The sequence below is a fragment of the Leuconostoc fallax genome (assembly GCF_004354645.1).
GTDB lineage: Bacteria > Bacillota > Bacilli > Lactobacillales > Lactobacillaceae > Leuconostoc_B > Leuconostoc_B fallax.
Map to the genome: position 1 here is coordinate 5,001 of NZ_PUFI01000014.1, position 13,842 is coordinate 18,842.

13 protein-coding genes, 2 rRNA genes, 1 riboswitch and 1 other annotated feature (1 of these 17 cut by a window edge) are annotated in these 13,842 nt (G+C 37.0%); of the genes, 12 read left to right on the forward strand and 3 right to left on the reverse strand.

Going from position 1 to position 13,842, the window contains the following annotated elements:
• The 9 genes from C5L23_RS04330 to C5L23_RS04370 all read left to right on the forward strand — a co-directional run.
• A 23S ribosomal RNA gene (locus C5L23_RS04330) occupies positions 1–274 on the forward strand; it begins 2,635 nt to the left of the window's first position.
• A 76-nt stretch (positions 275–350) separates the two neighbouring features.
• Positions 351–467 (forward strand): 5S ribosomal RNA (gene rrf / locus C5L23_RS04335).
• A 124-nt stretch (positions 468–591) separates the two neighbouring features.
• Positions 592–1,026, forward strand: coding sequence for a transcriptional regulator Spx (gene spx / locus C5L23_RS04340; protein WP_029508617.1), 435 nt, complete (start codon positions 592–594; stop codon positions 1,024–1,026).
• A gap of 58 nt (positions 1,027–1,084) precedes the next feature.
• The gene (locus tag C5L23_RS04345; RefSeq protein WP_010007339.1) at positions 1,085–1,774 is read left to right on the forward strand and encodes an adaptor protein MecA; all 690 of its coding nucleotides are present in this window, start codon (positions 1,085–1,087) and stop codon (positions 1,772–1,774) included.
• Positions 1,775–1,833: 59 nt separating this feature from the next.
• Complete coding sequence (locus tag C5L23_RS04350) at positions 1,834–2,877, forward strand: competence protein CoiA (protein ID WP_133264334.1); 1,044 nt, start codon at positions 1,834–1,836, stop codon at positions 2,875–2,877.
• A gap of 40 nt (positions 2,878–2,917) precedes the next feature.
• Complete coding sequence (gene pepF / locus C5L23_RS04355) at positions 2,918–4,711, forward strand: oligoendopeptidase F (RefSeq protein WP_010007341.1); 1,794 nt, start codon at positions 2,918–2,920, stop codon at positions 4,709–4,711.
• Positions 4,712–4,747: 36 nt separating this feature from the next.
• Positions 4,748–5,143, forward strand: a complete 396-nt coding sequence (locus tag C5L23_RS04360; RefSeq protein ID WP_010007343.1) for a cytidine deaminase — start codon at positions 4,748–4,750, stop codon at positions 5,141–5,143.
• A gap of 65 nt (positions 5,144–5,208) precedes the next feature.
• Positions 5,209–5,649: a nucleoside 2-deoxyribosyltransferase gene (locus tag C5L23_RS04365; protein WP_010007344.1), complete on the forward strand. Its 441-nt coding sequence runs from the start codon at positions 5,209–5,211 to the stop codon at positions 5,647–5,649.
• Positions 5,649–6,581, forward strand: a complete 933-nt coding sequence (locus C5L23_RS04370; RefSeq protein ID WP_133264335.1) for a phosphoglycerate dehydrogenase — start codon at positions 5,649–5,651, stop codon at positions 6,579–6,581. Before C5L23_RS04365 ends, C5L23_RS04370 begins: the two co-directional genes overlap by 1 nt.
• 84 nt (positions 6,582–6,665) lie before the next feature.
• Here the strand turns inward: C5L23_RS04370 and C5L23_RS04375 are convergent, their stop codons facing one another.
• The 3 genes from C5L23_RS04375 to C5L23_RS04385 are packed head-to-tail and all read right to left on the reverse strand — an operon-like array spanning position 6,666 to position 9,312.
• The gene (locus C5L23_RS04375; RefSeq protein ID WP_010007346.1) at positions 6,666–7,337 is read right to left on the reverse strand and encodes an energy-coupling factor transporter transmembrane component T family protein; all 672 of its coding nucleotides are present in this window, start codon (positions 7,335–7,337) and stop codon (positions 6,666–6,668) included.
• A complete protein-coding gene (locus C5L23_RS04380) occupies positions 7,321–8,742 on the reverse strand; it encodes an ATP-binding cassette domain-containing protein (RefSeq protein ID WP_133264336.1) in 1,422 nt (473 codons plus the stop codon). The genes C5L23_RS04375 and C5L23_RS04380 overlap by 17 nt, the downstream gene beginning before the upstream one ends.
• Positions 8,743–8,748: 6 nt before the next feature.
• The gene (locus C5L23_RS04385; RefSeq protein ID WP_010007348.1) at positions 8,749–9,312 is read right to left on the reverse strand and encodes an ECF transporter S component; all 564 of its coding nucleotides are present in this window, start codon (positions 9,310–9,312) and stop codon (positions 8,749–8,751) included.
• Between the two features lie 109 nt (positions 9,313–9,421).
• Positions 9,422–9,512, reverse strand: a riboswitch (TPP riboswitch).
• 155 nt (positions 9,513–9,667) lie between these two features.
• Here C5L23_RS04385 and C5L23_RS04390 point away from each other — a divergent pair.
• The 3 genes from C5L23_RS04390 (at position 9,668) to pheT (ending at position 13,841) form a co-directional block, all read left to right on the forward strand.
• Complete coding sequence (locus C5L23_RS04390; RefSeq protein WP_010007349.1) at positions 9,668–10,036, forward strand: winged helix-turn-helix transcriptional regulator; 369 nt, start codon at positions 9,668–9,670, stop codon at positions 10,034–10,036.
• Positions 10,037–10,048: 12 nt separating this feature from the next.
• Positions 10,049–10,250, forward strand: a binding site (T-box leader).
• Positions 10,251–10,321: 71 nt separating this feature from the next.
• Positions 10,322–11,371: a phenylalanine--tRNA ligase subunit alpha gene (gene pheS / locus C5L23_RS04395; RefSeq protein ID WP_133264337.1), complete on the forward strand. Its 1,050-nt coding sequence runs from the start codon at positions 10,322–10,324 to the stop codon at positions 11,369–11,371.
• Between the two features lies 1 nt (position 11,372).
• On the forward strand, positions 11,373–13,841 hold the full coding sequence (gene pheT, locus C5L23_RS04400) for a phenylalanine--tRNA ligase subunit beta (protein ID WP_010007350.1): 2,469 nt from the start codon (positions 11,373–11,375) through the stop codon (positions 13,839–13,841).
• Position 13,842: the final 1 nt, after the last annotated feature.

Genomic DNA, 13,842 nt, shown 5'->3' on the forward strand with positions numbered 1-13,842 from the left:
GGCGCAGGAAATTTGAGAGGAGCTGTCCTTAGTACGAGAGGACCGGGATGGACATACCGCTGGTGTACCAGTTGTTCTGCCAAGGGCATAGCTGGGTAGCTACGTATGGATGAGATAAACGCTGAAAGCATCTAAGTGTGAAACTCGCCTCGAGATGAGATTTCCCATTCGAAAGAAGTAAGACCCCTTAGAGAAGATGAGGTAGATAGGCTAGAAGTGGCAGCGCTGTGAAGTGTGAAGCGGACTAGTACTAATAGGTCGAGGACTTAACCAAAGCAAAGTCCAATGAGTGGTTCAAGAAAGAGAAAAGAATAAGTTACTATTTAGTTTTGAGTGTTGATCACTCAAGGTGTCGTATTGATAGCATAGAGGATACACCTGTACCCATTCCGAACACAGAAGTTAAGCTCTATAGCGCCAAAAGTAGTTGGAGGATCGCTTCCTGCGAGGATAGGACGATGCGATGCCGTACATAGCAATAAAGTAAAAGAGAGATTCTAATCGGAATTTCTCTTTTTGTATACCCTTCCATATACTTTGTTATGATAGTTTAGTATAATAGATATATGGATTTAAGGAGGGCAACAATCAATGATTACTTTATATTTTTCTCCTAGTTGCACCTCATGTCGTAAGGCTAGACAATGGCTAGAGAGTCATAATATGGCATATATTGGTCGTAATGTGGGAAAAGAACCACTGAAGGCGAGCGATATTAGAGCTATGTTACGTCTTACTGAAGATGGAACAGATGAAATTCTATCACGGCGTTCAAAGGTGTTCTCAAAATTAAATATTGACTTGGATAGTATTTCTACTAATTCACTTATAGAATTAATTGTTAAAAATCCTTCACTGTTAAAGCGTCCTGTTATTATGGACGATCGTCGTATACAAGTTGGCTATAATGAAGATGAAATTCGTCGTTTTTTGCCAAGAGAAGTTAGACAAAGAGAATTACTGAGAGCAACAGTAAAAGCTGATTTCAAGGATATAGGAAAAGCACTGATAGTGGAGGAAAGCTGACATATCAGCTTTTTTATTTATACAGTTTAAAATAATATTATGAAAGGTGGTGTTGATAATGGAAATGGAACGTATCAATGAAAACACAATTCGAGTAATGATAGAAAACGATGACTTAAAAGAACGTGGGATGACAGTAATGGACCTTTTAGGTAACCATGAAAATATCGAAAAATTCTTTTACAGTATTTTAGATGAAGTTGATACTAACCATGATTTTGAAGACGAACAGCAAGTCACTTTTCAAATATTACCCAACAAGAATGGCCTAGAATTGTTTATTTCTAAAGTTGATGAAGATACTGACGTTGAAGAATTATTTGGTAAAGTTATTGAAAATCATTCTAAATCTACAGAAGATACAGTGGATGAGGTGCCAGATAAGATTAAAGATGCATTAATTGGGAAAGACGCTGGTCATACAGAAAATGCACAGCAGGAACAAGCTAAGAGTGATATTGCGATTAAAGATGTCACTTTAGTTTTGAATAACTTTGAATCTGCAATTAGTCTTGCACATGAATATCAATTAGAAAATACAATATCGAGCTTAGTTTCATATAATCATAAATATTATTTAAACTTGGCATTTCCATCAGTAGAAATGAGCTTAGAGAAAAAGAGAGATATCATTTCAATGGCATTGGAGTTCGGGCGAGTCAGTCCAATTAGCTTTGATGTTTTACGTGAACACGGTAAAATAATTTTTGAGCGTACAGCTATTCAAAGATTAAATGAAATATTTTAAAAGCAGCCAAAATTAATTGGCTGCTTTTTCGTATGATACGTTAGAGGGACATACGAAAAATGTTTATTGCGATTGATGCCCATCATCATTATATACGAGCAGACCAAGCTAATAAAAAGGCACACTATTATTGCCCAGGTTGTCGAGAAAAGGTTGTTTTAAAAAATGGTGATGTTAAAAGAAATCATTTTGCTCATTTGATAGATACGCAATGTCATTCATTTACTGAAAATGAAAGCTTTGAACACTTAGTAGGTAAACTGGCCATTGCAGCATCACTAAAAAAGTATGGCGAGGTTTTATTAGAGAGTGTTATCCCAAATATTACGCAACGTCCTGATATTCTATTAAAAACCGTGAATAAGACTTATGCGTTTGAATATCAATGCAGTCCAATATCATGGCAAAGATACATGGAACGTAACGAAGGGTATATTTCTGAACATATTGAATACTATTGGATTTTAGGTGAAAAATACTTTTCGACTAAAACGGGACAACGAACGATGATGAAGTTTTTGAATCATAAAAAAATTTTATTCTATATACCAAAAATTCAAAAGTTTGTTCAATTTGAAAATTTTAGAAAATATGATTTTTCATCTATGCAGTACGATCAAATATTTCGAAATGAAATATTTGGACAAATAGTGGACAAAAAATTTAAGCAACAAAAATTACCTAGTTTGGGTAAACAGCTTATGAAGTTACAGTCATTAATTTTTGGGAAAAGAATTGATGTGAAATTAATAGCTTCGTTATATGAGCAACAATATCAGCTTATTCAGGCGCCGTGGTGGATACATCAAGGTGCGTTATTTGGATTACGTATTTCTAATTGGCAATGGCGTATATCCATCATTCTTTTACTGGCAAAGATTGGCGTACATAATTTTATTCAGCGTCGTCAATTCAATCAAAAATTAAAAAAATATTTTTACGACACACTTGATGATACTTACATCGATTATTGTATAAATCAGACATTGTATGAATTAGAAATAATAAATATAATTAATATTACAGAAAAGTATATTATCATTTTACATTTGCCTAAGTGGTATGATTCCTTAGAGGAAAAATTAGCGGAAACGCCGAAATAATGATAAAATGATGAATAATTATCATAAAGAGGTAGCAGGCATGGTTGAAGAAATACCAACAAGAAAAGAAGTACCTGAAGCGTTAACATGGGACTTACAGAAGATTTTTTATTCAGATGAAGAATGGGAAATTGAACTTAAACATATTAAAGAAGCAAGCCAAAATTTAACACAATTTGTCGGACATGTTGGAGAAAGTAGTCGAACATTACAAACGACATATGAGGCTATTTTAGCGGTTAATCGTAGTCTGGAAAAAGTATATGTCTATGCACATCAAAAATTTGATCAAGACACAAGTAACCAAAAGTATGCTGCTTATAATGATAGAGTGCAATCACTCTGGGCTGAAGTAAGCGCAGCAGAGGCATTTTTTGAACCTGAAGTATTGGCGTTACCTCAATCAACACTGCAAGAATATATGGATTCTAAATCATTAGCGCAATATCAGCATTATTTTGATACGCTTTTGAAACAAAAACCACATATACTATCGGCAGATCAAGAAGCTTTGTTAGCTGGGGCTAGCGATATATTTGGTGCTTCAGAACAAACATTCAGTGTTTTTGATAATGCAGATTTGACTTTTGGCCTTGTTCATGATGATAAGGGGCGTGAAATTCAGTTAACCAATGGTCTATATAGTCGATTATTAGAATCAAAGGATAGAGACGTGCGCCGTGAAGCGTTTGAAACACTGTATGATAGCTATATACGTTTCCAAAATACATTAGCTTCGACATTATCATCACATATTAAAGGGCACAATTATTTGGCCAAGGTACGTCAATATGATAATGCGCGCCAAGCGGCTGTATCAAGGAATCATATACCGGAATCAGTATTTACGACGTTAATCGACAGTGTCCATGATCACTTACCATTGTTGCATCGTTTCGTTACCTTGCGTAAGAAAGTGCTACAAGTTGAAGATGTACATTCTTATGATTTATACACACCTTTAGTTAAATCAGTTGATTTTGATGTGAATTTTGAAGAAGCAAAGGCAATTGTCTTAAGGGCCCTAGCACCATTGGGTGAAGACTATATTAAGGTTGTTAAGCAGGCCTTTGATGAGCGCTGGATAGATGTTGTGGAAAACAAGGGAAAGCGCTCTGGGGCTTATTCTGGGGGCGCTTATGATACTGTGCCATACATCCTACTTAATTGGCAAAATAATTTGAATAATGTATACACCTTAGCTCACGAAATGGGGCACAGTGTGCATTCGTATTTTACAAGAACAAATCAAGGTTACCACTATGGTGATTATCCAATATTTTTAGCAGAGATTGCATCGACAACCAACGAATCATTGCTGACAGACTATCTACTATCTACTAATGATGATCCTAATTTTAGAGCTTATGTACTCAATCAATACTTAGACGGATTCAAGGGAACAGTATTTAGACAAACACAATTTGCTGAATTTGAAGATTGGTTGCATCAAACTGCTGCGGCAGGTCAAGCATTGACAGCCGAAACACTTAGCGACTTTTATATGGCGCTGAACCAAAAATATTATGGTGCAGATTTATTTCCAGATGAAGAAATTGCCTATGAGTGGTCAAGAATACCGCATTTTTATTATGATTATTATGTTTATCAATATGCTACTGGAGAAGCAGCAGCTACAACATTAGCTGAGGGTATTTTGGAAAGTGATCAAGCTGAAGCGTATAAACAATTCTTAAAATCAGGAAGTTCGAAGTATCCTTTAGACGTTATGAAAGTCGCCGGTGTAGATATGAGTCAGAAAGATTATCTCAATCAAGCGTTTAATATTTTTGAACAAAGATTAAATGAATTAGAGCGATTATTGCTACAATAATGACAGGATGATTTAGAAGCCTGAGGAGGATTTTTTATGTTGGAACCACCACACGATTTATTGGAAAAAGCTAGGCAAACATTAAAGCATGCATATGTTCCTTATTCACATTTTCCAGTGGGAGCAGCGCTAAAATCTTCAAGTGGCACAATCTATACAGGTGTAAATATTGAAAATATATCTTTTGGTTTAACCAATTGTGCAGAACGTACAGCAATTTTTACAGCAATAGCTTCAGGGGAACGGGAGTTTGATGCATTGGTCATCATTGGTGAAACGAACGAACCCATCGCTCCTTGTGGTGCTTGTCGTCAAGTTATGGTGGAATTTTTTAAGCCTGATATGCCAATCTGGTTAACTAATACGGCAGGCAAAACTGTTCAAACAGATATTTCTCAATTGATGCCTGGTGCTTTTGATAGTCTGACATAATACTAAAATTGTTTGATAGTCATGTTAGGCTTAACATTTTTTAATAGATATTAGGGGTAGAAAGTATGGCACAAATTTATTTAGCGGCACCTTTCTTTAGTGATGAGCAAATTGATCGCGTTAAACGTGTGGAAGCAGCCTTGGATGCTAATCCTACAGTGACAGATTATTACTCACCACGACTTCATCAAGAAACAGAACATGAGCAGTTCACATCAAAGTGGGCAGCCGAAGTCTTTAAGCGAGATACACAAAATGTGACGAATGCAGATATACTACTATCTATCATTGATTATCGTGATAACGATGCAGACTCCGGTACTGCATTTGAACAGGGGATGGCCTGGGTACAACAAAAGCCGATTATTGTATTGAACGAGTTACAATTCCCAGTTAATCTCATGCTTTCAGAATCGCTCACAGCATATTTTACTGATGCTAAGCATCTTGTGACTTATGATTTTCATACAACACCTACTCATGCATTTACAGGAGAATTATTCTAATGAAAAAAATTCTAGTATTTAATGGTATTTCTCAAAAAGTAATTGATTATCTTGAAGGCGCTCATTTTGAAGTTGTTATCAATAGTCAAGACACTGATGAAGACTTTACACAATATGGTAAAGATCTTTATGGCATTATTGTGATGATGCACAAAATAGATGAAAAAATCATTCAAAAATTACCTAATTTAAAAATTATTGCGCGTTTTGGTGTTGGCTATGACAATGTTAATTTGGATGATGCAACAAAATATGGTGTGACGGTAACTAATGCACCGGGCGCTAATGCTGTGTCAGTAGCTGAAACGGCAGTAATGCATATGCTAATGGCAGGTAGATTATTCTATCAATATCATCAAAAGATGATCGGACAAGCAGATAATGATTTTCTAGCACAATATCGTGGACAAGAAATTACAAGTAAAACTGTTGGCATTATTGGCTTTGGAAATATTGGGCAAACAATTGCCCAATTGTTGTCAGGATTTAATGTGAATATTTTAGCGTATGCTAGACGTGATCGTGATGTGCCTAATGGGCGTATGGCATCATTAGATGAAATTTATCAACAGGCTGATTTTATTGTGTTGGCATTGCCAGCAACTGCTAATACTGTTGGTATGGTTAATCAAGATGCTTTTGATCAAATGAAATCAAACACTGTGTTAGTTAATATTGCCCGTGGATCTGTTATTGATGAACCTGCATTAATTGAGGCGCTAAAGGCTCATAAAATAGCCGGTGCGGGTCTAGATGTTACGGTACAAGAACCATTACCAGCTGATAGCGAATTATTGCAATTGCCTAATGTTTTTGTCACACCACATATTGCAGCCAATTCAAAAGAAGCACATGAAAATGTTGGTCTTTACGCAGCTGAAGAAATTGTTCGTCTTTTAACTGGGAAAGAAGTCCGATCACAAGTAAACTAAAAACGTTTAAGTTAAACTTAAACGTTTTTTATTTTGCATTGATGCATGTCATTCAATTTTTAGCATATATTAAATAGTGGCCGCTTACCAAGGCTTAATTATAAAAGCTACAATACCAAAAGTTAAAATACAAAGTATAGCGAGGCCCCATTGCCACTTAGGTAAATCATCATGATAGGTTGTCGAACGTGAAAATCCTTCAGAAAACCCATGAGAGGTCATTGCCTCTGCGAGATCACCTGACCATTGCAGTGCTGCTAATACGGATTTGAAATATAATTGTGGTTGCCAGAGATGATAAGTAACACCACGTAATTGGGCAGCATATCGGATTGTTTTGACTTGACGCCTGACGCGTGGTGATAGATTAAAAGCAGCCAGTAAGCCATAAGCAAATGTTGCTGATAGATGTAAATGTTGTGAAAGGCTTAATAATAGTTGTTTAACATTGACGGTTAAGGTAACAGCAGCTCCTAAACATAAATAAGCATATAGACGGGTACTATATATCCAAGCATTGTGCCAAACATCAGCAACACCAAAGGCGACAAATGACCACCAAGTACCAAGTGATAGAGGGAAAGCTACTAACAACATGGTTGCTAACATTTTAAATGATACCCGACAGTAGATTAAATAACCTAGACCAATCCAAGTAATAATGATATTGAGAATAACACTTTTAGCAAATGTTAATTGGAGACCAACACCAATCATGATAATAACTAGAATACTTGCATTAAGTTGTTTGGACATCTTGCTGTCCCCCTAATAATGTTAATTTCGTGTCACTCAAATGGATTTCATAGTCTATGAACGGTGTTACACCAAGCCGTTGATGTGAAATCATTAATACACTCAATTCTAAATCAGCCATGGTTTTTTTGATGAGTTGTAATACAACAGTTAAGGAAGTCATATCTAGGCCTGCCAAAGGTTCATCAAATAATAAAACAGGTTGCGCCATAATTAACATAACGAGAACCTGTAATTTCTTTTGTTGACCACCAGACAGCTGATAACTTACTTGTTGCGTGACATGCGCTAAATTCAATGCCTCAATTGCAGTTTGAATACGTTCATCGTTCCAATAATGGGGTGCTAAACTGTGTCGCTGAGAGATTTTGATTTCATCAGATACAGTAAGGGCGACAAATTGATCGGTACTCTTTTGAAATACCAAGCCCAATTGCTTTGCCCATTTCTTAATTTTAATTTTTTTAGTGGGTTGGTGGTCAAAATAAATGTGACCGTCATATTTTATTTGGTGTGCTAAAGCGTTAAATAAAGTTGATTTACCAACCCCATTATCGCCTGATAGTAAACCTAAACGGTTCAGTGGCAAAGCAAAATCATTTGCCTGCAACAATTGATGTTGACCGACAGATAGCGCTAATTGTTGCCAGCTCAAACGATAAGTATCGTTGAAATGATGATGAATTGATGATGCTGTCTCAACTTGCAGTAAATGATGTTTATCAATTTCAGCAATATTTTTGGTTGCAATATCCAATTCAAACAAGTGATCGACAATGTCATGATAACCTGTCCAATCATGATCAGATATAAAAATTGTTTTACCCTCATTTTTTTGCAATTCATGCAGGTCTTTTAGGATGGCTAATCGAGATGTAGCATCAACGTTAGCAAAGGGCTCATCTAACAAAATAATGTCACTATCCAAAGCAAGAACAGTAGCTAATGCTACGCGTTGTTGTTCACCACCGGAAAGTGTGATTAAATCACGCTCGAGTAATGGCTCTAAGCGTAAAGTAGCAATGACTTGATTCACACGTGGTGTAATTTCATTTACTGGCATCTGGATATTTTCAAGAGCAAAAATTAACTGCTCCTTAACTGTACGCATCGCAAACTGACGGCTAGGGTTTTGGAAAAGTAATGCCACACGTTTAGCGCGTTCAAAGGGTGCTAAGGTACTAATATCATGGTTATTTAATAATATTGTGCCGCCGGTAACATAGCCACCATATTTAGGATACAGACCAGCCATACTTTTTAGTAATGTTGATTTACCGCTACCAGAGGGACCAATGAGGAGATTGAAGGTACTGGGTTTTGGAGATAGCGTGATATCATTTAAAATATTCGGTTGATTGGATTCATAAGCAAAGCTTAGATGATTAACAGCTAATGTTGTCATAATGATTTAGTGCTTTAATAGATTCGTTTTGGCAACAAGCTGACTGATCCAATACACAAGAATTCCAGCAAAGAAACCAATCGAAATGAAACGAATAATGAATAATGTCACAATCATGCCAAAATGATAAGCACTGTAACCACTTTGAAACCAATCCCAGCCAAATGTCACAATTGTTGCCATAATACTAGATAGCAGCAATCCAAGTTTTGACCAATTCTTATAACCAGTCATCGCAAATCCAAGTTCGTTACCAATACCTTGTACAAAACCAGCAATCAAATTAGCAGCACCCCAACTTGAAAATAGCATCATTTCAACAGCCGCAGCTAAAATTTCAGCAATAACAGTGGCACCGATTCTTTTTAACAAGACACCAGCTAATGGACCGGCCATTAACCAAACACCAATAGTTAAATCATTAGCATATGGTTTTAATGGTGTTGCGGCTATTGCGTAGTAGGCAAAGCTCCAAAGTTGATAAATCACACCAAAGAATATTGCGATAATCGCTAGAAAAATAACGTCTCGTAAGCTCCAAGTGTGCTTACTTTCTGATACAGTTTGCATAAAACAAACCTCCATTTATAATATTGGAGAATCAAAGAGCCTTTGTCTCTTGATATATAAAATACCCGACACACATGTTAGTGTACCGGGTATTGTCTACTTATCTTACGAGTAAACAAACTAAGCTTCCTACGCTAACATAAAATAGATCAGGTTCAATGGGTATTTTCTCAGCCATAACGGCACCCCAGCTTGTTTGATTCAACGATTTAAGTGTATCAAGCGCTGTTAAAATTTGCAATACTTAGCTATATTTTATATAATACAGAAATTTGTGCGAATGGAAACGTTTACTTGTCGTATCATATTTAGTGTATGTTATGATATAAACAAATTCATGAGGGAAAAGGATACAATGGCGAAGTTAGCGAAACACACAGAAAATTTATTGTGTCGTAATTTTTTATGTACCTTTGAAATATTGGGGCGTAAATGGAACGGTATGATTATTGAGGCATTGCTTGTCAGCGGGCCAAGAAGATTTTTGGAGATTTCTAGAGCAATTCCAGGTTGTTCAGACCGTGTATTAGTAGAGAGACTAAAAGCACTAGAAGCAGACAACCTGGTCAATCGTGTTACATATGATGATTCAAATCTTATTGAGTATAAACTGACAGAACGTGGGGAAGCAATGCGGCCAATCATGAAAGCAATACATGAATGGTCAGATGATTGGAATCATGTTACGGATGATTGCCATGGTGACGAAGAAATTAAAAAATGATATACTAGTTATTAAGAGACAAAGATTGGCCTAGTAAGTATGATATTAGTTTCAGAGAGTGATGATATGGTGAAAAGTCACACTAATGATTACTGAATTTCAGCCAGGAGTCATTTGGTTAACACCAGACGTTTATTCGCGTTAAGAATGTGAAAGAAATCGATCATTTATCGGTTAAAAGTTGGGTGGTACCACGATAGATAACGTCCCATGTTTTCATCATTGGAAACATGGGACGTTTTTTGTCGGTATTCATTTTAGAATGTTAGAAAGATGAGATAAGCAATGAACCTAATAGAGGAATTACAGCAATTAGAAAAAATTGCCATTGAAAATATTAATGCTAGTGGTAATGACATAGAAAAGCTAAGAATTTCTTTTCTTGGTAAAAAAGGTCAACTCACAACATTGCTCAAAGGGATGAAGGATGTTAGCCCTGAACAGAAGCCAAAGGTTGGTGAAGTTGGTAATCATGTGCGACAGGTTATTACGCAGTTATTAGCCGAAAAAAAAGCACAGCAAGAGGCTATTACACTAAATCAGCAATTAGCAACTGAAAAATTAGATGTCACATTACCTGGTAGTACACGTCGCGTCGGGCAACCGCATGTTTTGCAACAGATTATTGATGAAATCGAAGATCATTTTATTGGCCTTGGTTTTAAAGTCGTTGATGATACCGTAGATGCACCCGAAATTGAGACGGATCATTATAATTTTGAGCGTTTGAATTTGCCAAAAGATCATCCAGCACGTGATATGCAAGATACATTTTATATTACACCGGAAATATTAATGCGCACGCAAACATCCCCCGTTGAATCTCGTGTTTTAGAAAAGCATGATTTTAGCCAAGGACCGCTCAAAATGATTAGCCCGGGTAAGGTTTATCGTCGTGATACAGATGATGCGACGCATTCACATCAATTCCATCAAATTGAAGGATTGGTTGTCGGTGAAAATATCACAATGGCTGATTTAAAGGGAACACTCTTGTCAATTGCTCAAGAACTGTTTGGTGAAAAGCATCAAATTCGTTTACGCCCATCATATTTCCCTTTTACTGAGCCGAGTGTTGAAGTTGATGTGTCATGGAATGAAGTAACACCTGACACGCGACCAGAGGATATTGAATGGATTGAAGTACTAGGTGCTGGTATGACACATCCAAACGTTTTGAAGATGGATGGTGTGGATAGTACTAAGTATTCAGCCTTTGCCTTTGGATTGGGACCGGATCGTTTTGCTATGTTGAAATACGGTGTAGATGATATTCGACAATTCTACTTAAACGATGTACGCTTCATTTCACAATTCAATCGAAAGGGTAATTAACATGAAAATCAATTTAGAGTGGCTTAATGAGTATTTAGATCAGCCATTAGCCGTAACAGAAAGTGATATTAGCGATTTAGTAGAAGAAATCGAACGTACGAGTGTTGAAGTTGACGACTATAAAACCTTAGCGGACAAGCAAGATGGCTTGATTGTGGCTGAAGTGATGTCAATTGCAACCCATCCTGATTCAGACCACATGGTGATTACGCAACTTGATATTGGACAATCACAACAGGTTCAAGTTGTGACTGGTGCACCTAATGTAGCAGTTGGACAGTTTGTTATTTTGGCCCAAGTTGGGGCACATATTATCAATCATGAAAGTGGTGAATTAATCGAATTATCTCAGGTAAAGCTACGTGGCATTGAGTCCAACGGTATGCTAGTTGCTTTACAAGAAATCGGTTTTGACGCCAAAATTGCACCAAAGGATTTTGAAGCCGGTATTTTTGTATTTAACCCAGAAGATATAAAAGATGTCTCGACAGGTGATGACGCATTGGCAGTTTTGGGTATGCATGATATTGTTGTGGATACAGATTTAACGCCTAATCGTGCAGATATGTTATCGATGATTGGGACAGCCTATGAATTTGGTGCTATGCGCCATGTTACAGTGACTGAACCAGACTTCGATTTAATAGAGTATGAGACGTTAGCCGCGGACCAAATTAATGTTGTGATAGATGAGCCATCATTAGTATCGAAGTATGCCGTGCGTGTGATGAATAATGTGACAGTACAAGATAGTCCACTGTGGCTACAAAAACGCTTGTGGAATGCTGGTATGCGACCAATTAATAACATTGTCGATATTACGAACTACATGATGTTGATGTATGGACAGCCAATTCACGCTTTTGATTTGGATAAGCTGACTGGGCAAACGCTCCATGTCCGCCGTGCAGGTGAAGATGAAATATTAACAACCCTTGATGGTAACGAACGTCACTTGCGTTCAGGAGAAGATATTGTCATTGCTGATGATCAGCGCGCTTTGATGCTTGCTGGTGTGATGGGTGGTATGTCATCTGAAGTTGATGCCAATACTAAAAATATTGTAATAGAATCAGCTGTATTTAATTCAACATTGGTTCGTGCGACAGCACGCCGTCATAATCTTCATTCAGAGGCATCATCAAGATTTGAACGCGGTGTGAATTCAGATAATACTTTCAATACATTGGACCATGCAGCAGCATTAGTTGATCAGTTAGCCCAAGGTCAAGTTGCTAAAGGACGTGTTGTGGCAGTGGATAAGCAGCCACCAATTATTAAAATTCAATTGACATCACAACGGGTGAATCAATTGCTGGGAACACAGTTAACATTAGCTGATATTGCAACGATATTTGATCGCCTAGCATTTACTTATGAAAATAATGGAACGGCGTTGATCGTTACTGTGCCAGCTCGTCGCCCAGATATCAGTATAGAAGCTGATCTTATTGAAGAAGTTGCACGTTTATTTGGCTATGACAATCTACCAGTTACTTTACCAGTAGGACCAACAACACTAGGGAAATTGTCTCACCGTCAGCGTAAAATGCGTGCGACACGTCAAATTTTTGAAAGTCTTGGATTGAATCAAGCGATTTCTTATGTGTTAACGACCGCTGAGAAAGCTCAAAAGTTTACTTTGGCGCAAAAGCGTCCAACTGTGTCACTATCTTACCCAATGAGCAGCGATCGTACAACGGCGCGTCAAAATATTCTATCCGGCCTTTTGGATGATGTGGCTTACAATGTCGCTCATTCCGTTCATGATATTGCGTTATATGAGCAGGGGCGTGTTTTCTTTGCTAAAAATGAAAACGAATTGCCTCAGGAAGTTGAACATGTGGCTGGTGTTCTAGTTGGGGAATTAGCGGAGAGTCATTGGCAAAAGGAAAAAGCTGAAAGAACAGTTGATTTCTACGATATTAAGGGGATTGTCGCCCAATATCTTGATGAAATTGGTATCTCGGAAAAGAGTATTCGTTATGTTGCAACAGACCAATATCCAGATATGCATCCTGGACAGACTGCAGATATTTATGCTGGCGATATTCATTTGGGATTTGTGGGACAGATTCATCCAAGTACATTAAAAGCACAAAAGTTACCTCGTGTATTTGGCTTTGAATTGAACTTAGAGCATGTATTTTCAAATATTGATGAAGATATTTTATATCAGAAAATATCGCGTTTCCCACAAGTATCACGAGATATTGCTTTATTGGTAGATGATAACATTTCAAATGCGACAATTGAGTCGGTTATTTGGGATACAGCTTACAGTAAATTAGTGGATGTTACCTTGTTTGATCTTTATACGGGAGAAAATTTGTCAAAAGGTAAGCGCTCATTAGCTTATACCTTAACTTATCAAGACGATGACGAAACTTTGGTTGAAACAGATGTTAATACTGATTTTGAAAAAGTGAAGCAAGCGCTAGTATCCGGATTAGGTGCTGAAATTCGTTAAT

What these genes read in the sequence shown, in the direction of transcription:
- pepF (WP_010007341.1), top strand. Translation starts at nt 2,918, where the DNA reads ATGGTTGAAGAAATACCAACAAGAAAAGAAGTACCTGAAGCGTTAACA.
- C5L23_RS04375 (WP_010007346.1), bottom strand. Translation starts at nt 7,337, where the DNA reads ATGTCCAAACAACTTAATGCAAGTATTCTAGTTATTATCATGATTGGT.
- C5L23_RS04390 (WP_010007349.1), top strand. Translation starts at nt 9,668, where the DNA reads ATGGCGAAGTTAGCGAAACACACAGAAAATTTATTGTGTCGTAATTTT.
- C5L23_RS04360 (WP_010007343.1), top strand. Translation starts at nt 4,748, where the DNA reads ATGTTGGAACCACCACACGATTTATTGGAAAAAGCTAGGCAAACATTA.
- C5L23_RS04380 (WP_133264336.1), bottom strand. Translation starts at nt 8,742, where the DNA reads ATGACAACATTAGCTGTTAATCATCTAAGCTTTGCTTATGAATCCAAT.
- C5L23_RS04350 (WP_133264334.1), top strand. Translation starts at nt 1,834, where the DNA reads ATGTTTATTGCGATTGATGCCCATCATCATTATATACGAGCAGACCAA.
- C5L23_RS04370 (WP_133264335.1), top strand. Translation starts at nt 5,649, where the DNA reads ATGAAAAAAATTCTAGTATTTAATGGTATTTCTCAAAAAGTAATTGAT.
- C5L23_RS04385 (WP_010007348.1), bottom strand. Translation starts at nt 9,312, where the DNA reads ATGCAAACTGTATCAGAAAGTAAGCACACTTGGAGCTTACGAGACGTT.
- C5L23_RS04345 (WP_010007339.1), top strand. Translation starts at nt 1,085, where the DNA reads ATGGAAATGGAACGTATCAATGAAAACACAATTCGAGTAATGATAGAA.
- spx (WP_029508617.1), top strand. Translation starts at nt 592, where the DNA reads ATGATTACTTTATATTTTTCTCCTAGTTGCACCTCATGTCGTAAGGCT.
- C5L23_RS04365 (WP_010007344.1), top strand. Translation starts at nt 5,209, where the DNA reads ATGGCACAAATTTATTTAGCGGCACCTTTCTTTAGTGATGAGCAAATT.
- pheS (WP_133264337.1), top strand. Translation starts at nt 10,322, where the DNA reads ATGAACCTAATAGAGGAATTACAGCAATTAGAAAAAATTGCCATTGAA.
- pheT (WP_010007350.1), top strand. Translation starts at nt 11,373, where the DNA reads ATGAAAATCAATTTAGAGTGGCTTAATGAGTATTTAGATCAGCCATTA.